This is a genomic window from Jeotgalibacillus salarius (assembly GCF_004405125.1).
Classification (GTDB): Bacteria; Bacillota; Bacilli; order Bacillales; family Jeotgalibacillaceae; genus Jeotgalibacillus; species Jeotgalibacillus salarius.
In genome coordinates this window covers 305167-325191 of the sequence record NZ_SORX01000004.1, presented here as the reverse complement: position 1 = coordinate 325191, position 20025 = coordinate 305167, and the positions used below count along the sequence as shown (strand labels likewise).

Below are 20025 nucleotides of genomic sequence, written 5' to 3'. Positions count from 1 at the left end.
AAACCCACCCCTTCAGAAATGATTAAGAAGTCCTCGCCACTTCTTTTGCTACTTGATTTGTGAATGCTTTGCCATCTTTCATTTCTACAACGAGATCACAGTTCTGAATTGTAGTCAGTCTGTGCGCAATAATGAGTAAGGTTTTGTGTCCTTTTAAACGATCAACGGCCCGAATAATTTCCTGCTCCGTTTCGTTATCCAATGCAGACGTTGCTTCATCCATCACAAGAATTTCCGGGTCGTGGTATAGGGCTCTTGCAATACCGATCCGTTGCTTTTGTCCTCCCGAAATTTTCACACCACGCTCACCTACGATCGTATCGAGCTGATCAGGAAGGTTCATCACAAATTTCTTTAAAGCCGCTTTCTCAAGAGCTGCCCAGACCGCTTCATCTTTGATCTCATCATCCGCTATGCCAAAAGCGACATTGCTTCTGATTGACTCATCTGTCAAAAAGATGGATTGCGGAATATATCCAATCTTTTGATGCCATGATGTCAGATCCTTTTGGATAGAAAGGCCATTCACCTCGATGGTCCCTTCTGTCGGTTCCAAAACCCCGATCAGCAGATCAATGAGTGTCGTTTTTCCTGACCCGGTTTCCCCTATAAAAGCAGTTGCTTTACCAGCAGGAATAGAGACATTCACCCCATTGATTACATTTACCAAAGAGCCTGGGTAATGAAAGAACAGATCTTTCACTTCAATTTTCATAGCCTGACCTGCAAACAACTCCTGATCTGCTTCCTCAGGAGTGATCACCTCTTCTTGTTCTTCTACAAGATCACGGTAGATAACATCCAAAGCCGGCTTGCTGTGACGAATAATGGAAACAGCGCTCATACTTCTATTGATGGATGGCATCAGTCGAAAAGCAGCCATACCAAACAGGGCAGAAATTGAAAACAGGTCAGTCATGTTATTCGTCAGAAAAAGAACGACGACGATCACTGCAAGCACCGTTAGTATCATCACCGTTTCAATAAACATTCGCGGTACCTGTTGAACCAGCTCGTGAAAGCGAAGGGCTGTTGCATATTTCTTGGATTCATCATGATAGGCTTTAACAAAGTACTCTTCTTTTCCTGATACTTTAATTTCTTTACCTGCTCCAAGTCCCTGATTCACCCATTTGATCATTCCGCCAAGTGCCATTTGCTGATTTTTTCCCGCCTGAGTGATTTTTTGATTAAAGCCCCGCAGGAACAGACCAACTGACGTTCCTAGAATCACCACAATCATCAATGTGGCAACAGGGGAAATAATTAATAGCAGCGCAAAAATAAATGCCGTTATAAGCAGCTCTGTCAACAATGTGAAAATTGGAATGATATGATATTTGAATAATGACTGTACCTCCGTATTCGTATTTCGGACGAGCTCGGAAGAATTCTTTTCCAGATGAAATACATACGGCTTCATCAGATAAGTCCGAAACAGGCGTTCTGATAACCTCACCTGTTCATTGAAAAGCACTCTGAATTGAACGTAATAAAAAAAAGTTAAAAACAAATTCTTAAAAATGAAAAAAGAAAGAAACACGAGTGATGCGCCTATGACAAACGCAGAGTGACTGCTGAAATTAAAAAACTCATATATGCGGAAGAATATGGCCGAGTCCTGTACCACCTGAGGATCAGAGATAATCTGGACAAATGGAACAATCAGCCCCACGCTCATTGTTTCAAACAATGCGGCAAAGACCATTAATAAAAACACTGCCAATAACTTTTTCTTTTGTGCCTGTTCGAATAACTGATTAATCTTTCTCACACTATCCATATTCACACCGCCAGTCTAGATGTATTTTTCTTCTGCTTCAGCATGATTGAATATTTGATGATTGATGTCGTTGCTTTAAACCCGATTGTTCTGCACATAAAGGAAGACACTGTTGAAATTCCGGAAGAGCGGTACCGTGTTAAATGACGATGATTTTTCAGCATCTGAATCAGCTCTGCCTGTTCTTTTTCTGATAAAAAGCCTGCAAAGTAAAGAGCATAAAAGTAACGATTGGTTGTATTGATCAACAGCTTTTCTTTCAGCGCTGCTGACACATTTTCTTTTTCAACCTGGTCATTCCAGTAAACTGCTGATGTAAGACTGTCGGACAGATTTTTAAAAGACAGGTTGGAGGTGATTTGCCCTTCCCGTTCCAAACGGTATACATACACAGGTGCATCATAAAAATCAATTTGTTCTGCATTGAGAAAAATATTAGGCGTCCAGAACACGTCTTCATATTTAACTTTCTCAATAAAGAACAACCGGTGCTCAAGAAGGAAAGAGCGTTTTACAAGCCCGCACCATGCAAACCAGTTATAGTGCTTCATCTCTTCCAGAATGTATGCCAACCCTTCCATTCCTTTTTTCCCTTTTACCTTTTTTCTTAATAACGGGTAATAAGGCTCATCAAATTTGTTTTTCTTCTGATGATAAAACTTAAATCTGAAAAAAACATAATCCAGACCAGGGTTTTCAATGACTCTGTCCGCTAATTCTGACATAAAATTCATTCCCCAATAATCATCCGAATCCAGGAAAATCAAATATTTACCTTTCGCTTCCAAAATACCTGTGTTTCTTGCGCCAGATAAGCCTTTGTTTGGCTGATCAATCACTCTTACACTGGCATAAGCCTGCTCATATTCCCTGCATATATTCAGGCTGTTGTCTGTAGACCCGTCGTTAATCAAAAGAATCTCCATGTCATGATAATCCTGCTTTAACACACTCTTTATACATTCATCCAGATACTTTTCAACGTTGTACACGGGAATGATGACTGATACTTTCATGTTTCACCTCCTCAATGATTATATGCTTTCTTTTAACCGGAACGTAAATGATCAAGCATGCCAGGACCGTACCCAGAACCATGAGCCTGATCCCCTCTCTTGCCATAAAGGTAGAAAATCCGCCCCAGTAAAGATTCAGCATTCCGCCCATCATGATCACAACAACGGTAAATTTGATAAAGTCTCCTGAAGACCAAGATGATTTAAAAAGCAGACTGAAATATTTCCTGTCCAGCCATTTCAGCAATACACCTAAAAAAACTACACAAAATAGAATACCGGCAAATCCAAAGTTAAATAGCCACTCAGCGTATAAAACAGCGGCTTCTGAATGCCCGTAAATGACGTATTCGGGATTGAAAATATAAGTGATTTCACGATTGAAATTCCACGGCTTTTCAGGCCAAATCGCTCTTGGAACAGGTGTTACAGCAGCTGCCCAGATTGTTTTCCCCCACTGAAGCTGCAGCAACCCATCCTGATAAAGCTCTATCAGCTGACCAAAACGGTAATGCGGTGAGACAACAGAGCCGATTCCTCCGTCCAGATCACTTAAGTCTCCTCCCCTCAGTAATGAAGCCGCAATGACGGATGGCAATGCCGCAACTGCAATCATCGTTTTTACGAGGTTTTTAAATAGCCTTTTATGAACACTGATTAATAAACCGAACACTAATGTAGCCAGGTCGATTCTTCCAAAACCACTGAATAACCAGAAGTAGTATATGAAAAAAAGAAAGAGAACAAATAATAAACTTGATACTCTTACTTTCTTGTTTTCATCCCTGAATAAAGCAATCGCAATCATAATGATTGATACATAAACGGCTGGTGCCTGAAACAGGGACAATGACGGAATCGTATAAAAAATCACGCTTCCTCCTGCTGCCGTCAGTATCGCTACAAGAAACACCCATCTGGTTAAGTCATCTGAGAACTGAATCCGGACAGCCGGCTCTACCAAATGATGTCCCAATGAAATGGGGGTGTTCGAGAACAAATAATAAACACAGAGTTGACTGACAAAGACAATGAGCGTTGCCAAATAGTGTCCTTCCACCATGAAAAACCCTTCAAAATTATTCAGATAGAGAGCAGCGAAGCCTCCTACGATGACAGATGTCAGCATAAATACCCCAGTTGGTGTAATGTACCTGCCGCCGTGCCGGTAAAACGCATAAATACCATGCACAATAATTAAAATACCAAGAAGATTGATCCCATCTTTATAAGGCTCACTGGACGCTGGATCTTTAAGAAAGACAGTCATAACAGCAAGAATCAGCCACCATCCGAGCGCGACCAGATTGATCGTTTTGCGTTTCACAGTACCCCCTCATTTCCCTGCATATGATCTGTTCACTTCAAATATTTTTCCATCAGCACCTTCAGCTCGTCACAACGTTCAGGATTAAAGAATGCTGCATGCGCATATCCATCGAGTACCTCATGCGAAAACAGACAATCAGAAGCAATAACCGGTGATTCATGGAGCTTGGCTTCAAGCATCGGGAGACCGTATGTTTCGATAAATGATGGAAACAGTAAAACAGAGCGTGTGTAATAATCAAATACTTGCTCCTGCGTCAGCTTCCCTGTAAAATCTACCGGCAGATGGTGCAGTCTTGCTTCCTGATAAAGAGCTTTCACATGCTTATTTTCATCACCTGAAAGCGTCAGAACGACCCTGTATTGATCTATGTTTTCTTTTTTCAGTTGCTTCATTGCTTCAAATATCACTTTATGATTTTTGTAATCCATTCCGTCTGCGGGATAAAAGAAAAGAACCTCTTTTAAGAGACGTTCCTGCTCAAACTTTTTCTCAATTTTCATCGAATAGGTTGGTGCCTGAACTTCAATTTTTTCTTTTTGAACCTTTAACATCGCTGCACACTGATTGCGCATCCACTCTGTCTGAACGATCACCTTATCTGCTCGTTTAATCGACCTGAAGATCAGCCTGCCAATGAGATTTTGATACACCCAGAGCAGGTGATTTTCCCGCAGCTTGTACTTCTTTTCAGCAAATGGCAGTGATTGATGCATATATACAACCTGCTTCACTTTAATCCGCGGTATCAGTATGTTTTGCAGGGATAGCACTTCGTCCGGCTTTAGCTGTTTGCTCAGTCTTGAAGCAAATAAATAATCGAACCACAACCTGTGAAGCCAGCTTTTCTTCACCCACGGACGATTGATCACTTTCACATGACCCTTTTCCTCAAGCTGGGGGGTGCTGACAACAAACACCCATTCGTTTACGGTGTCTTCAATGGCCTTCTGGTAAAATTGATGTAAAACCGTCAACGCTCCACCCCGCTCTGCCGGCACATCAAATACAAGGATTTTCATAGCTGCTTCCTCCATACAACCCGATTCACGTAATCCGTATAAGATAAAATGATTTTAAGCACTTTATCAGATACATTTACCGGGATATAATCCTGCACGTGTTGCACAGGTTTCAATAATTGACCCTCAAGTGCAGCAAGCCCCTGGAGAATTCTTTCTTTTTCAAGGCCGGTCATCATAACAGCCCCTTCCTCCATCGCTTCCGGTCTTTCGTGTGCCTCTCTGATATTCAGTGCATGAAAACCGAGGATTGATGATTCCTCGCTGATTGTACCGCTGTCACTGAGGACAGCCTTTGCATTCATTTGCAAATGAATGTAATCGTTGAATCCAAGCGGCTTCACATTTTGAATCAGCGGATTAAATGTAACGCCCTTTTCCTGAATCATATTTCTTGTTCTCGGGTGGGTGCTGAAAATAATCGGAAACTCATAATGATTTGCCAGTTCATTTAAGCTTTCAACCAGTGCATAAAAATTTTCTTCATTGTTAATATTTTCTTCACGGTGTGCAGAGACAACAAAGTATTCTTCTTTTGTCAGTCTGAGACTTTGAAGGACATCTGATTTTTTTATATCCTCCATTTTTGAATGTATGACTTCAGCCATCGGGCTCCCTGTCTTGATAATCCGGTCTGCAGGAAATCCTTCTCTTAACAAATATTCTCTGGCAATTTCACTATAGGGAAGATTAATATCTGCTGTATGATCCACAATTTTGCGATTCGTTTCTTCCGGAACCCGTTGATCAAAGCAGCGATTCCCTGCTTCCATGTGGAAGATTGGAATTTTCCTCCTTTTAGCAGCGATCACACTTAAACAGCTGTTTGTGTCACCGAGAACCAGCAGCGCATCAGGTTTTACTTCATCGAGAATCGGGTCAATTTTAATTAAAATATTCCCCACTGTTTCAGCTGATGAGCCAACCGCTGCATTCAGGAAGAAATCTGGCTTTCTCAGGTTGAAGTCCTCAAAGAACACTTCGTTCAGCTCGTAATCATAATTTTGACCAGTGTGTACGAGTACATGTTCTATTGCTGCCGATTCCTCAAGACGGCTGATTACAGCTGACAGCCGTATGATTTCCGGCCTTGTACCTACGACTGTCATCACTTTTAAGCGCTTCATTCTCACACCTCCAAATAATACGTATCAGGAACCTCAGGTATAAAAATTTCATTGACCCAGATCAGGGTGACCATGTCGGTTGAGCCCAGGTTCTCGATGTTATGTGTATAACCAACCGGAACATCCACTACCTGAAGTTCATCTCCACTAACAAAGTATTCAATCACTTCTTTCGACAGAATGTGCCTGAACCGGATAACGCCCCTGCCGCTCACGACCAGAAATTTTTCATTTTTGGAGTGATGCCAGTGGTTTCCTTTTACGATCCCGGGCTTTGAGATGTTTACTGATACCTGACCTCGTTCGCTTGTTTTTAAGAACTCTGAAAATGAGCCTCTATGATCACGGTGCATCGTTAACGAATAGCTGAAGTTATCTGTCGGAAGATAGCTTAAATACGTGCTGTAAAGCTTTTTAATCAATTCTTTCGACATGTCAGGAAGACTGAGCTCTTCACGGCACTTCCTGAATGAATCAATGGTTTCAGCGATACGCCCAAGCTCTGTGTGATACACAGGAACAATCTCACGGTACCCACTCTCCACCGACAAATGGTGACGCATTAAATGAACAAAAGATTTTACGACGTCGTCAATATAAACAAGCATCAGTGTCGTGGATGGATCGTGAAGCGTAATGGACTGCCCTCTTGAGATCCGGTAACAAAACGTAGCAACGACGCTGTTGTAATCCGGACGGCTCCATTTACCAAACACATTTGGCAGTCTGTAGATAAAAACCTTCGATTGCTGAAGGGCTGCATGCACCTGCAGTACCTCTTCGCCTTTTTGTTTACTTAAGCCATAAGGGTTTTTCTGCTCTGCCTGAATGGAGGAAGAGTAAACAACCGGGCACTGATTATGGTGCTTTTCCAGCCTCGTCACAAGCTCCTCTGTCAGTCCTTTATTTCCTGCTTCAAACTCTGAGGTATGAAGCGGTCTGTTCACTCCCGCCAGGTGGAAAACGAAGTCTGCATCCCGGCAATATTGATCGAACAAGTCTTCAGGGGTGTTTCGATTAAACAGGAAGAGCTCACAGTCCGGATGCTGCTGCAATTCAGCCATAAGGTTTTGAGCAATAAATCCATTTGAGCCTGTAATCAGCACTTTCATACTGTAATCCAGCTTTCCAGCTGCTCTCTCACATAAGGGAGGGCACGCAACTTTTCTTTTATTTCATCAATACTCAATCTCAATGTATTGTGAGAGTTATATTCTGAGCTGAAGGAGATTTTATGATCACCCTCTACAAAGTACTTATCATAATTAAGATCTCTGACATCTGCAGGAACCCGGTAGAAGCCGCCCATGTCCTCAGCAACCACATATTCCTCACGTGTGAGAAGTGTTTCGTACAGCTTCTCCCCATGACGTGTGCCGATGACTTTAATTTCATTATCTGCATCGAACAGTTCCTTAAGAGCAAAGGCCAGATCCCCGATCGTTGATGCCGGTGATTTCTGCACCATAATATCTCCTGCTTTTGCGTTCAGGAATGCAAATACAACAAGCTCGACTGCATCCTCTAGACTCATCAGAAATCTTGTCATATCAGGGTCTGTGACGGTGATTGGTTTGCCGCTTTTAATCTGTTCTATAAACAATGGAATCACAGACCCTCTAGACGCCATGACGTTTCCGTAACGGGTCCCACAAATAAGGGTATGATCCGGGTGAATTGTTTTTGATTTAGCGACAAATACTTTTTCCATCATTGCCTTTGAAATTCCCATCGCATTGATCGGATAGGCTGCTTTATCAGTTGACAGGCAGATCACTTTTTTAACATGAGTTTCGATCGCTGCTGTCAGCACGTTGTCTGTTCCTATGACGTTTGTTTTAACCGCTTCAAGCGGAAAGAACTCACAGGAAGGCACCTGTTTCAGCGCAGCTGCGTGAAAGACATAATCCACTCCGTACATCGCATTTTTCACGCTCTGAAGATCTCTGACATCACCAATGTAGAACTTCAGCTTGTCATTTGCATACTTTCTTCTCATCTCATCCTGCTTTTTTTCATCCCGTGAAAAGATTCTGATTTCCTGTATGTCGGTGTATAAGAACCGTTCCATAACAGCGTGACCGAAAGAGCCCGTTCCTCCGGTAATTAAAAGCGTTTTATGTTCAAACATTGAATTCAACTCCGATCTTCAGATGTTTTTTCAGCTGATCTGACTTTTGGCTGCTGCGATTTTCTTAAACCATTCCGGATGCTGCTGATACCAGTCCAGGGTAAGTTTTATTCCTTTTTCAAACGTATAAACAGGCGACCACCCGAGCTCTTGTTGTATTTTGGAGGAATCAATCGCATAGCGCCGGTCATGTCCAGGTCGGTCTGTGACGAAACAAATCTCCTCTTTTTCTTTACCTGCATGTGCGAGTATGTTCAGGGCAACCTCTATATTTGTTTTTTCGTTATTTCCACCGATGTTATAAACCTCTCCGTCTTTCCCTTTTTCAAGCACCACTGCAATGGCGGAGCAGTGATCCTCTACATACAGCCAGTCTCTGATTTGCAGCCCGTCACCATAAAGAGGCAGCTTTTCACCCTTCATTGCTCTTGAAAACATAAAGGGAATTAATTTTTCAGGATATTGATTCGGCCCATAATTATTCGAGCACCTCGTGATATTGACTGGAAGTCCATAAGTTTGATGATAAGCACGAACCAACATATCCGCCGCTGCTTTTGAAGCTGAGTAAGGACTGTTGGGAGAAAGATTCGTATGCTCTGTGAAGTATTCGGACGCCTGTAAAGATCCATATACTTCGTCAGTTGAAATTTGAATGAATTTATGATGACCACCTAAATCCGGTGCATATTTGTCGGGCTTCCTGCTCCAGCTTTTTAATGCTGTATCCAGGAGCACCTGTGTGCCAAGCACATTTGTTTTTGTGAAAATCTCTGGATCCACTATGCTCCGGTCTACGTGTGATTCAGCAGCAAAGTTCACGACTATTGTAATGTTGTGCTCACGAAAAATACTTTGTACAAGTGACCGGTTATTGATATTTCCCTGAATAAACGTATACCGTTCAGACCCTGCAACGGCTTCAAGGCTGTCCAGATCTGCTGCATAAGTTAAAGCATCCAGATTTACAATTTGAAACTCAGTTTGCGCCAGCATGTATTTGATAAAATGAGAGCCTATAAATCCAGCTCCACCGGTTACCAGTATCTTCATAGCAAGCCTCCCATTGGGTTTATGAAGTATTTTAAGCAGTGATAATTTCTTTTTCGTACACACTGTGTGCAACCTCAACCATGTACTGTCCGTATTCTGTTTTTAACAGGGGCTTAGCCAGATCAAGCAACTGCTGCTTCGTGATATAGCCCTTCCGAAACGCGATTTCTTCAATACAGGCAATGTATAATCCCTGTCTTTTTTGAACCGCTTCAACGAAGTTGGCTGCATTATTCAGAGATTCATGGGTTCCAGTATCCAGCCATGCAAGTCCTCTCCCCGTTACTTCTACATGTAAATTGCCCTGCTTCAAATAAACGTCAATGACAGAGGTGATTTCTTTTTCCCCTCTTTCTGATGGCTTTACGTTTTTCGCAATCTCGAAAACTTGATTATCAAAGAAATAAAGCCCCGGTACCGCAAGTGATGACTTTGGAAATTCCGGTTTTTCTTCAATAGACAGCGCTTTATGATTTTCATCTATCTCTACAACACCGTAAGCGCGGGGATCTCTCACCGGACAGCCGAAAATGACTCCTCCACTTTCAATACGGGACGCTTCGAGCAGTGTATTTGAAAGATTTGATCCATAAAAAATGTTGTCCCCAAGGATGAGTGCCGCATTGGATTGTCCTACAAAGTCTTCACCGATGATAAAGGCCTCAGCTAAACCGTTCGGCTCCTCCTGAACCGCATACTCGAACGACATACCAAGCTCTGACCCGTCACCCAGCAGTGCTTTGAAGCAATGAATATCCCTGGGAGTCGAAATGATTAACACCTCCCTAATATTCGCGAGCATCAGGACAGATAATGGATAATAAATCATCGGTTTGTCATAAACTGGTAAAATCTGTTTTGAAATTGAACGTGTCAGCGGATAAAGCCTGGTACCTGATCCACCAGCAAGAATAATCCCCTTCATAACTCTCCTCCTCACACTTTTTACGTTTGACACTAAACGGATACTGAAAATAATCCTTGCTGTTCATCCATGCCTATTGCTCCGATAATTCTGTCGTATGAAATACTGACCGTAAAGTGATTTTCCAAATACGCTCGACCGTTTTCTCCCAACCGGGACAGGCTGTTGTGACTCTGAATCTTTTCAATAACACCTTTAAATGCCGCTAGATCCCCAGCCTCACTCCAAAAACCGCAGTCAGCACTAGAAATGATCTCTTTAAGGTCTGTATGACGGTCTGTTATGGCGTAGATGCATGTGGACTGCTCCATATAAGACAATAATCTTGATGGAATGTTCGGAATTGTGAATCGCCTGTCGAGATAGATCATGCCAACATCGGCCGCGCTGACCAGTGCATCGAAGTCCGTTTTAGGAAGAGCCGTTAAAAGCTTTACATTAGATAACTGATAATCCTGAATGCAATAGCTTATCTTTTCATATTCTGTTCCGGATCCGACAATAAGAAAATAGATGTCTGACCGCCCCTTCAGACTTTTGACTGTTTCCAATAAAAAATCGATGCCCTGTGGTTTACCTAGGTTTCCACCATATAGGTAAACGGTCGCATCGATTGGGATTCCCATTTTTTCTTTTAATGTATCTTTTTCCACCAGTGTCTTTACATCACCGGGTTGAATGGAATTGGGATTCACATCCACTTTTTGTGCGGACAGCTCTGGATTGTGCTTCAACAAAAATTGTCTGTTTCCTTCTGACATACAGCCAATATGATCGCTGTTCCGGTAAAGCTTTCTTTCCTTGTTTCGAAAATACCGGTGAAGTAGACTTCCATTTCTCATCAGTTCCATATCCACTGCATTCTGAGGAAAAATATCCTTTAATAACAAATAAGTTTTACACCTGTTTTTCTGTTTGATGAACGCCACAACGTCTGCGAAATCAACAGGTGGCGTCGAATAAATCAGAAGATCAAACGATTCTTGTTGCAAGTAACTCCGGTATCCATTAATGAATTGCTGCTTCAGCCGGATTAAACTGATCCCTTTTTCAATAAATGAGGATTGTGTTATATTGCCTGTTCTGATCCGTAACACCTTTACACCACGGTGGGCTGTCCACCCGGTCTGTCCACCAGATTTTGCTTCGCGCTGACAAATAACCCGGACGGTGTGACCGTGACGAACAAATTCTGTCATCAAATCCGTGTAGAGGTTAGTCTGGTTCTCCTCTTCAGGATAAGCAAGCGTCAGAAAAAGGATGTTCATAAACATCTGCTCCCTTCTCTTTCTTTACGAGGTTCCGTAGTAGTAATTCATTTCTTTCTTTTTATTTTTTTTCCCATTGATCACGACTCCCAGAATTTTTGATTGAGCAGCTGATAACAGTTCTTTTGATTTCACCAGGCTTTGCCGTTCCGTTTTCCCATGCTTACAAACCAGAATGGTTCCATCACAAACATTGGACAGGATTTTGGCATCCGCCACGACAGTTACAGGAGGGGTATCAAATAAAACCAGGTCGTAACCTTTCAGTGCTTCCTCCAAAAAACGCTGCATCACTGATGAACCGAGTAACTCAGCCGGATTAGGAGGAATAGGGCCCGATGTTAACACGTCCAGCATTTTAATCGACGTTGACTGCACAGCACCTTCCAGTTCTATTTGTCTGGTCAGAAAGTTTGTCAGTCCCAAAGTATTAATCAATCTGAACGAAATATGGACAGTAGGCTTTCTGAGATCGGCATCGACTAGTAACGTTTTCTTTCCCTGCTGAGCGAAAGAAATCGCCAGGTTGGCAGCTACCGTAGACTTTCCTTCCGAAGGGCCCCCTGAGGTTACCATCAGAATGCGACTATTTTGTTCAGCAGATGAAAACATAATGTTAGTCCGGATTGTTCTGAACTGTTCTGCTTCTTGTGACATCGGACTTACCTCAGTAATTAAATGACGGATTGTGTAGTCAAATGGTTTGCTTTTCCTTTTGATCTTCATATAAATCCCTCCTTACAGGAATGACCTTTTCCCCGCTTTTCTTCGTTGTATAGATCTTTTTCATTTTTTGATCAGACAATAAATTAACAGCACCTAAAAACGGAAGGTCAAGTTCTGCAAGGTCCTGCTCAGCCTTGATTGTGATATCCAGATATTCCTTCATCATCGCAATGGTCAGTGTGAACATCGCTCCAATCAGCCCGGAAACCGCTACATTCACGATTAAATTCGGCTCTACAGGGGACTGGTTTGTGGAAGCTGCAGCAGGAGTAAGAAGCCTTACATTATCAACACTCATTAAATCAACAATCTCATTTTGAAAAATGTCTGCAGTGATATTTGCAATCTCAGCTGCCTGTAAAGGATCTGTATCTGTGACGGTCAGATTGACAACCTGAGAACTACTCTCTGTCTGAACCATTATTTTTTCATTCAGTTCATCCGTTGTAAAAACGCCCCCAAGCTCCTCTGCCACCTGCTCTAATACGACTGGACTTTTAATAATGACACTGTAAGTATTAATTAACTGAAGGTCCGTCTGGATATTTGAAAATGAAATCCCCGTCTGTTCATTCTGTTCCGTATTAATTAACAGCTGAGCCGTTGCCTGATACACAGGTGTTAAATAGTAAAACGTCACAACCCCTGCGATGACTGCGCTGAAAATAGCAACCGTAATTGTAAGAAATAAATACCTTTTTATCTTTTTAAACAGCTCTTTAAAATTGATGATTTCATCCACGATCTGTTTCCTCCCGTCAAAAGGACTTTATAAGTTTTTCTGATCATCTTGTTTCTTTTTCCATTTGATGTACGCCAGAATAGATAGGTAATCCTTTATCTCCACTCCTTCCAATTTGCTGCTGTTTAACTCATTAAGGAAGTTCGTCCACTCGTCTTCTGAAGGCTTATCTGCTGTCTGCACGCTGAGCAGCAGCTCCTTCAAATCAACCTCCAGCACATTGGCCACTTTTTCCAACAACTGAATGGATGGATTCTGTTTAAGATTTCGTTCGATATTGCTTAAATAGGACTTTGAAACACCTGCTTTTTCAGCCAGCTCCGATAATGTATACCCCTTTTCGACCCTGTATTTATAAATATTTGGTCCGATCATATGAGACCCCTCATCGCTTCCGGGTTAAAGAATCTCTCGATAAGAATGACGGATAGATAATACATTCTTTAAGGATTCAATCACCCTGGTCTGGTCACGCTCACTCAGGTTCGATCCTGATGGAAGGCAAATGCCCTCTGTAAAGAGCTTCAATGCGATATCCTCTTCCACTGTGTGAGTATAGTAATCTGCATGTTTAAACAACGGCTGCAAATGCATCGGCTTCCATACTCTTCTGGCTTCTATCTGGTAATCAGCCAATTGGGAAACCGTTTCTTCGGCTGATAATGGAAATACATCAATGTCCAACAGGAGTGAGGTCAACCAGCGATTAGATTTTGTGTGTTGAAGTTCACGCTGAAATGAAATACCCGGATAACACAACAACTCCTGCTCATAACGTTGGAACACTCTTCTCCTGGCAGCTACCCTCAAATCCAGCACCTTCAGCTGTCCACGGCCAATACCAGCCAGTACATTACTTAACCGATAGTTGTATCCGGCTTCGCGATGCTCATAATGTAGCGCCGGTTCTTTTGCCTGAGCAGACAGGAAACGTGCTCTGTCGATATCCTCCGGGCGATTTGACACAAGCATACCGCCACCGGATGTTGTAATAATTTTATTTCCATTGAACGAATAAACCCCGAAACGTCCGATTGTACCGCTCGCCTTTCCTTTGTAGGCTGATCCAAGCGATTCAGCAGCATCTTCAATGATTGGGACGTCATATCTGTTACAAACTTCCACCAATTCATCCATTTTGGCGGACTGACCAAACAAATGAACTACAATAACGGCTTTAGGAAGCTTTCCTTGTTTTTCAGCCTCTCTCATCGCGCGTTCCAGAGCCTGTGGACTCATATTCCATGTTTCAGGCTCCGAATCAATAAACACCGGTACAGCATGTTGATATAGAATCGGGGTTGCACTTGCCACAAAGGTTAAAGTTGAACAAAAAACAATATCACCCGGTCCAATATCGAGCAGCCTTAACGCCATATGAATAGCGGCTGTTCCGGAACTTAGTGCGATACCGCTTTCTGATTCGACGTAAGCTGATAGTTCTTTTTCAAATTCGAATACATTCGTTCCCAATGGAGCAATCCAATTTTCCGAAAAGGCGTGTTCAATATATTGTTTTTCAAGTCCGCTCATATGAGGGGTTGACAGATGAATCATATTCATAACCGAGCCTCCTTCTTCAGTTCTGATCGATCAACCAGATACGCCGGGCATCCCACCGCAAGCTGACCATCCGGAACATCCTTCGTCACAACCGCTCCTGCTCCAACTGTCACCCATTTCCCCAGCATTTTTCCCGGTATAATAGTCGCTCCCGCTCCCACATGACTTCCCTCTCCTATTTTTACACCACCTGTTAAAGTTGTATTTGGAGAAAGGTGTGTGTATGCACCAACTTCACAATCATGTTCTACAATGGCTCCTGAATTTATAATAGAAAAAGAATGTATTCTCGCATCGGGATTGACGACCGCATGTGGCATGATGACTGTTCCAGCTCCAATTTCAGCTGATGGGCTGATGACAGCTGAAGGGTGAATTGCCGTATAATACTTCTCAGCGTCATTTTTTAAATATGCTGCTACCTGCATTCTCCGGACATTGTCTCCAATGGCAATTAATACTCTTCTGTCCGGCTGATCCATCTGATGAAAGAGGAAGATGGGTCCGTAAACGATATCCTTCAGGTGATAACACTCACCAAACCGGTCATCTAAGATGGCAACAATTTTGATCGTCTTATCGAGTGATAAAATATCCTGCACTACCTTACTGTGACAGCCGTAACCAATGAGGATAAGCTCCATTTCATATCACTTCCTTCGATCCTGTAAATTTCTCAGTTGTTGGATGGTTAGGCTGAGTAATGCCTTCCTTTATCAACACTTTATTTACTGTTAAAGCTAAGATCTTCAGATCAAGCAAAAAGGACTTATTTTCGACATACCAGATGTCTTTTTGAAATTTTCGTTCCCATGAAAGCCCGTTTCTCCCATTAACTTGTGCCCATCCTGTTATTCCTGGCCTAACCTCGTGTCTCTTCATTTGCTCCATTGTATATAATGGTAAATAATCCATTAGAAGAGGGCGTGGACCTACAAAACTCATGTCACCTCTTAGAACATTTACAATTTGTGGCATCTCATCCAAGCTATATTTTCTTAAAAAAACCCCCAATTTCGTTAAACGTTCTTTATCAGAAAGGGGAATAAAGTTTTCATCCACAGCATTTTTCATTGTACGAAACTTTAAAATGACAAAAGGTTTACCCTTCAAACCTGGACGATGTTGTTTAAAATAAATTGGCCTCCCCATTATTAAGTAAATTAAAATGGTCAAAATTACGTATAAAGGAGAGAGTAAGATTAATAGAAAAAATGATAAGATCACATCAAATATCCTTTTCACTTATTTAGCTCCTCCCATCAACTAGAAATTGGCCAGCTTTTCTTCCGTTGATATACTGATGTCCGATTCGCCAGCTCAAGCATTTTTTGCTTAAGGTACTCTTTTTCCATTAAAGAATAATTTTCGATAATCGCTTCAATTTCATCCAAATAAAGTTCTGCTCTCTGCCCGATATAAATTTTTGGATACACCTGTTCAGATCTAACCTCATCTTTGTTCAATAGCTCCTCAAACAATTTCTCACCAGGTCTGATACCCGTAAAGACGATATCAATATCTTCAAGTGAATTACCAGACATTGTGATCAAGTTCTTGGCCAAGTCTACAATTTTTACCGGATCCCCCATATCAAGTACAAATATTTCACCGCCTTCCGCAAGAGCCCCAGCCTGTATCACAAGCCTTGATGCTTCCGGAATTGTCATAAAATAACGGATCATATCGGGATGGGTGACTGTCACCGGTCCTCCTCTTTCAATTTGCTTTTTAAAATGCGGGATAACACTGCCTCGGCTGCCAAGAACGTTGCCAAAGCGGACAGCCACAAATTTCGTATTGCTGACCTGATCCATGCCCTGGACGATCATTTCAGCGAGTTTTTTTGATGCCCCCATCACATTTGTCGGATTCACAGCTTTATCAGTTGAGATCATGACAAATGTGTCGACACCATTCCAACTGGCTGCCTGTGCCACGTTACGTGTACCAATAATATTATTTTTTACTGCTTCTTCCGGGTTTCTTTCCATTAAAGGAACATGCTTATGTGCTGCAGCGTGATAAACAATATCCGGCTTGTATTCATACATAATTTCCATCATCTTCTGAGCATCCTGTACATCAGCAATCTCAGTGATAAATCTTATTTCTGTATCTTCATATTCGTGTATCAATTCCATTTCTATGTTATAAATACTATTTTCACCGTGCCCGAGTAAGATGATCTCAGAAGGGTTAAACTTTACTAATTGCCTGCAAATCTCTGAACCGATCGAACCGCCGGCACCAGTGACGAGGATCGTTTTGGATTCCAGTGTTTCTGACAATAGTTCTATATTTAATTCCACCGGCTTTCGGCCGAGTAAGTCTTCCACCTGCACTTCACGCATTTGACTGACGGATACTTTACCCGTCATCAGATCTTCAATCATTGGAAGAATTTTAGTATCAGCTTCCGTTTTTGCACATTCTGCATAGATTCTATTTACTTGTTTTTTGCTTAATGAAGGAATCGCAATAATTATTTTTAGTATATCGAGCTCTTCAACAGCATCTACGATTTCTTCTGTTCCTCCATATACCGGAATTCCGAGTATATCGAGCTTGTGCTTGTGAGGGTTGTCATCAATAAAGGCAACAGGTTTAAGTGCACAATCACTTCCGTTTAGCAGCTGTCTTGCCACCATAGTCCCTGCAGAGCCAGCACCAATAATTAACGTTCTTTTGTGATCATAACGATAATGATGTTTTTGGTTCCGATAAATTCTCCATACAAATCTTGAGCCGCCAATCATTAAAATCTGCAGCAACCAGGTGACAGTCATCACTCTTAATAATGGCTGACCGGTTACTACTGTTTGCATCAACAAAACCGCAGTAATTGATAGTACAGTGGCTTTTAAAATAATTAGCAATTCGATTACACCAGCGTACTCCCAGGCTTTTTTATAAAGTTTATACAAGCCCGAAAAACCGATATACATTGCAATTAGTAAGATGCTGCTGAGGATAAAAGCCTGGGTGATCGCCACTGTATCGTTGACCAGTAAATGGCTAAGTAAAAATGCCGAAAAAACCAGAACTAAATCCAATAAAATAAATAACGATAACCGTTTTTTATAAGACATCAAATCCCTCCTTTCATTTATAAAGGCGAAAATAATTAAAACAATGATGTGTCAGGTCTTAAAGTAAGACCCGACACATCATTGTTTTAATTAAAGCGGGGCATTTAACCCCACCTCACTCCCTGCCAACGACGACTGGCGTCTAAGGTGTATTTCAACCCTTAACATGGACGAGTGCCTTCATTGATAAAGGTAAGGAGACATCACCTGTCGTTCTCAATATAGAACATCAAAACCAAAAAATATTTACGTTCTATATAAAGAACGATGATTCCAAAAAATAAATGCCTTGCCTAAGTATTTATATAATTTGTTTGCTTGTTTTCATTTTAGTTCTTTATAAAGAACGTGTCAATAGAATTTTATTAACCAAATATAATTCTTTTCCAGCTGGTTGAAATAGATCAGCCAGCCAGAAAAGTAGTTACTTATTTTATATACTCATCAAAAAACGCCAACACTTCTTCATAAACCCTCATCTCATTCGCCTTCTTAGAAAACCCGTGCCCCTCGTCATCCAATACAAGATACTTCACATCACGGCCTTTCTCTTTAAGCGCTTCAACAATCTGGTCAGACTCTGCTTTAACAACGCGCGGATCTTTTGCTCCCTGAATGACGAACATTGGTTTTGTCATGGAATCCAGATATTCAATTGGCGAATCTTCTGTCAGTTTTTCTTTGTCTTCTACCGGGTCGCCTACCCATTGCTTCATGACCGGCTTCCAGTGTTCAGGGACTGATTCGATAAAGCTGAACAGGTTGCAAGGGCCGAAGATGTCTACGACTGCTTTGAAGTAGTCTGCGTGACGTCCGTGCAGGAGCAGTGCCATGTAACCGCCGTAGCTTCCGCCCATCAGTAACACTTTGTCACGGTCTGCGAGTCCTTTTTTAAATAGGTATTCGAGTCCTTCGATGTTGTCGAGACGCGGACCGTGTCCCCAGTCGCCTTCGACCATTTTTGAAAACTTCAGTCCATAGCCTGTTGAGCCTCGGAAGTTTGGCGCAAAGATGCTGTATCCGCGGTAGACAAGGAATTGGAATAGCGAACGGAATGTTGCACGTTCTGCAGCCTGTGGTCCACCGTGTGGCCATAGGATCACGTGTCCATTGCTGTTTTCTGGTTTCGCTTTAAAGAACTGTGCTTCTATTTCTAACCCGTCGAACGATTTATACGTATGCAGTTCCGGCTCAGCCATTTCTTCTTCTTTCACACCTGGCACATTGTACTTCGTCAGCTGCTTCCATTGACTGTCTTTTCTCATGTAAATGTTTGGCGGTCTGACTGCGGTTCTGCCCATCAAATAAAGATTTCCGGATTCAGCAACTTTTAAGCCGGCAATCTCATTTACAGGGATATCGATTACGTTCAGTGTTTCTTCATTTAGACTAAATTGATACAGTTTATCTTTTACACCTTTTTCTGCACGGATATAAAGGCTGTTCGATGATTGATCATAATAAACAGAATCAAAATCCTCTTTCTCTACATCTGCCACTTTTTCAAATGATTCTTTTTCAAGATCAAAACGTGCAAGATACGAGAAATCTTCACCGTAATTTGTTGTAAAGTAAATGAGAGAATCTGATACAAACTCTACACCTGATACTGTGTGCTGTTCTTCTCGGTCCGGTGTCAGATAAATTTCCTGCCCGTCTTTTTTTACAAATGCCAGCACATATGTGTTCGCATAATGTTTTACGTAGACAAACGATTGCTCATCAGGGCTTTTCGCTGCCAGATAAGTAGCGGCATCTTTCCCATCATGTATCACTTTCTCGTCCTCATTTTTAATGTCATAGCAATATGATTTTAGAAAGGTCTGATCATCTTTTGTTGAGGTGTAATAAAGTCTTTCTCCGTCTTTACTCAGATTAAGTCCCATGTGACGGGCGCCTTCATGAGTACGGAGTGGTTCAAGACTACCTCCTTTTGGCGGTACAGCATAAATCTGTCCATTTTCATCTCCGTCCTGGTCCATGATTGCCAACAGGTAGCGCCCTTGCTTATCAAATGCCAGCTCTGAGCAGCTTTGATTATGGAAACTGAGCGGATATGGAAACGCATTTGGCAGATCCATCGCCCACAGGTTGTACTTCCCGTTTAAATTGGTGCTGAACGCAAGTTGTGATTCATCTTTATTCACTGCAAATGCCTGAATACCAAATGTCTGAAAAAAGTTTTCAACATCCGGCTGTTTGAATTTGATCATTGGTGTAATCCCCTTCCATTATTTCGCTTCACGT

Annotated in this window: 18 protein-coding genes; all 18 read right to left on the bottom strand. The window is 41.9% G+C overall.

Features of this window, described 5'->3' with window-relative positions:
- Positions 1-22 precede the first annotated feature (22 nt).
- Positions 23-1783, bottom strand: a complete 1761-nt coding sequence (locus E2626_RS09060; protein WP_134381422.1) for an ABC transporter ATP-binding protein — start codon at positions 1781-1783, stop codon at positions 23-25.
- A 2-nt stretch (positions 1784-1785) separates the two neighbouring features.
- Entirely contained in the window at positions 1786-2799 is a 1014-nt protein-coding gene (locus E2626_RS09055; RefSeq protein WP_134381421.1) for a glycosyltransferase family 2 protein, read from the bottom strand.
- Complete coding sequence (locus tag E2626_RS09050) at positions 2762-4126, bottom strand: hypothetical protein (protein WP_134381420.1); 1365 nt, start codon at positions 4124-4126, stop codon at positions 2762-2764. Before E2626_RS09050 ends, E2626_RS09055 begins: the two co-directional genes overlap by 38 nt.
- A 32-nt stretch (positions 4127-4158) precedes the next feature.
- Entirely contained in the window at positions 4159-5151 is a 993-nt protein-coding gene (locus E2626_RS09045; RefSeq protein WP_166786781.1) for a glycosyltransferase, read from the bottom strand.
- Positions 5148-6278: a non-hydrolyzing UDP-N-acetylglucosamine 2-epimerase gene (wecB, locus tag E2626_RS09040; protein WP_134381418.1), complete on the bottom strand. Its 1131-nt coding sequence runs from the start codon at positions 6276-6278 to the stop codon at positions 5148-5150. The genes E2626_RS09045 and wecB overlap by 4 nt, the downstream gene beginning before the upstream one ends.
- A gap of 2 nt (positions 6279-6280) precedes the next feature.
- Positions 6281-7390, bottom strand: coding sequence for a polysaccharide biosynthesis C-terminal domain-containing protein (locus E2626_RS09035; protein ID WP_134381417.1), 1110 nt, complete (start codon positions 7388-7390; stop codon positions 6281-6283).
- Positions 7387-8409, bottom strand: a complete 1023-nt coding sequence (locus E2626_RS09030) for a polysaccharide biosynthesis protein (protein WP_134381416.1) — start codon at positions 8407-8409, stop codon at positions 7387-7389. Before E2626_RS09030 ends, E2626_RS09035 begins: the two co-directional genes overlap by 4 nt.
- 30 nt (positions 8410-8439) lie before the next feature.
- Positions 8440-9462: a dTDP-glucose 4,6-dehydratase gene (gene rfbB / locus E2626_RS09025; RefSeq protein ID WP_134381415.1), complete on the bottom strand. Its 1023-nt coding sequence runs from the start codon at positions 9460-9462 to the stop codon at positions 8440-8442.
- Between the two features lie 31 nt (positions 9463-9493).
- Entirely contained in the window at positions 9494-10387 is an 894-nt protein-coding gene (gene rfbA / locus E2626_RS09020) for a glucose-1-phosphate thymidylyltransferase RfbA (protein ID WP_134381414.1), read from the bottom strand.
- A gap of 32 nt (positions 10388-10419) precedes the next feature.
- Positions 10420-11655, bottom strand: a complete 1236-nt coding sequence (locus tag E2626_RS09015) for a glycosyltransferase family 4 protein (protein WP_134381413.1) — start codon at positions 11653-11655, stop codon at positions 10420-10422.
- A gap of 24 nt (positions 11656-11679) precedes the next feature.
- Positions 11680-12381, bottom strand: coding sequence for a CpsD/CapB family tyrosine-protein kinase (locus tag E2626_RS09010; protein ID WP_134381412.1), 702 nt, complete (start codon positions 12379-12381; stop codon positions 11680-11682).
- Positions 12350-13123 carry a YveK family protein gene (locus E2626_RS09005; RefSeq protein WP_166786780.1) on the bottom strand — a complete coding sequence of 258 codons (774 nt, stop codon included), beginning with the start codon at positions 13121-13123 and terminating at the stop codon, positions 12350-12352. The genes E2626_RS09010 and E2626_RS09005 overlap by 32 nt, the downstream gene beginning before the upstream one ends.
- A 27-nt stretch (positions 13124-13150) precedes the next feature.
- On the bottom strand, positions 13151-13498 hold the full coding sequence (locus E2626_RS17480) for a helix-turn-helix domain-containing protein (protein ID WP_134381410.1): 348 nt from the start codon (positions 13496-13498) through the stop codon (positions 13151-13153).
- A 24-nt stretch (positions 13499-13522) separates the two neighbouring features.
- On the bottom strand, positions 13523-14686 hold the full coding sequence (locus tag E2626_RS08995) for an aminotransferase class I/II-fold pyridoxal phosphate-dependent enzyme (RefSeq protein ID WP_134381409.1): 1164 nt from the start codon (positions 14684-14686) through the stop codon (positions 13523-13525).
- Positions 14683-15330, bottom strand: a complete 648-nt coding sequence (locus E2626_RS08990; protein ID WP_134381408.1) for an acetyltransferase — start codon at positions 15328-15330, stop codon at positions 14683-14685. Before E2626_RS08990 ends, E2626_RS08995 begins: the two co-directional genes overlap by 4 nt.
- 1 nt (position 15331) lies before the next feature.
- Positions 15332-15931: a sugar transferase gene (locus E2626_RS08985; RefSeq protein WP_134381407.1), complete on the bottom strand. Its 600-nt coding sequence runs from the start codon at positions 15929-15931 to the stop codon at positions 15332-15334.
- Between the two features lie 17 nt (positions 15932-15948).
- Positions 15949-17778 carry a nucleoside-diphosphate sugar epimerase/dehydratase gene (locus tag E2626_RS08980; RefSeq protein WP_134381406.1) on the bottom strand — a complete coding sequence of 610 codons (1830 nt, stop codon included), beginning with the start codon at positions 17776-17778 and terminating at the stop codon, positions 15949-15951.
- A 428-nt stretch (positions 17779-18206) separates the two neighbouring features.
- A complete protein-coding gene (locus E2626_RS08975) occupies positions 18207-19991 on the bottom strand; it encodes a S9 family peptidase (protein ID WP_134381405.1) in 1785 nt (594 codons plus the stop codon).
- Between the last annotated feature and the right edge of the window lie 34 nt (positions 19992-20025).

Bases quoted from the DNA above. Each gene is read 5' to 3' on its own strand.
- E2626_RS09060 (WP_134381422.1), bottom strand. From the start codon at position 1,783: ATGGATAGTGTGAGAAAGATTAATCAGTTATTCGAACAGGCACAAAAG.
- E2626_RS09055 (WP_134381421.1), bottom strand. From the start codon at position 2,799: ATGAAAGTATCAGTCATCATTCCCGTGTACAACGTTGAAAAGTATCTG.
- E2626_RS09045 (WP_166786781.1), bottom strand. From the start codon at position 5,151: ATGAAAATCCTTGTATTTGATGTGCCGGCAGAGCGGGGTGGAGCGTTG.
- wecB (WP_134381418.1), bottom strand. From the start codon at position 6,278: ATGAAGCGCTTAAAAGTGATGACAGTCGTAGGTACAAGGCCGGAAATC.
- E2626_RS09035 (WP_134381417.1), bottom strand. From the start codon at position 7,390: ATGAAAGTGCTGATTACAGGCTCAAATGGATTTATTGCTCAAAACCTT.
- E2626_RS09030 (WP_134381416.1), bottom strand. From the start codon at position 8,409: ATGTTTGAACATAAAACGCTTTTAATTACCGGAGGAACGGGCTCTTTC.
- rfbB (WP_134381415.1), bottom strand. From the start codon at position 9,462: ATGAAGATACTGGTAACCGGTGGAGCTGGATTTATAGGCTCTCATTTT.
- rfbA (WP_134381414.1), bottom strand. From the start codon at position 10,387: ATGAAGGGGATTATTCTTGCTGGTGGATCAGGTACCAGGCTTTATCCG.
- E2626_RS09015 (WP_134381413.1), bottom strand. From the start codon at position 11,655: ATGAACATCCTTTTTCTGACGCTTGCTTATCCTGAAGAGGAGAACCAG.
- E2626_RS09010 (WP_134381412.1), bottom strand. From the start codon at position 12,381: ATGAAGATCAAAAGGAAAAGCAAACCATTTGACTACACAATCCGTCAT.
- E2626_RS17480 (WP_134381410.1), bottom strand. From the start codon at position 13,498: ATGATCGGACCAAATATTTATAAATACAGGGTCGAAAAGGGGTATACA.
- E2626_RS08995 (WP_134381409.1), bottom strand. From the start codon at position 14,686: ATGAATATGATTCATCTGTCAACCCCTCATATGAGCGGACTTGAAAAA.
- E2626_RS08990 (WP_134381408.1), bottom strand. From the start codon at position 15,330: ATGGAGCTTATCCTCATTGGTTACGGCTGTCACAGTAAGGTAGTGCAG.
- E2626_RS08980 (WP_134381406.1), bottom strand. From the start codon at position 17,778: ATGTCTTATAAAAAACGGTTATCGTTATTTATTTTATTGGATTTAGTT.
- E2626_RS08975 (WP_134381405.1), bottom strand. From the start codon at position 19,991: ATGATCAAATTCAAACAGCCGGATGTTGAAAACTTTTTTCAGACATTT.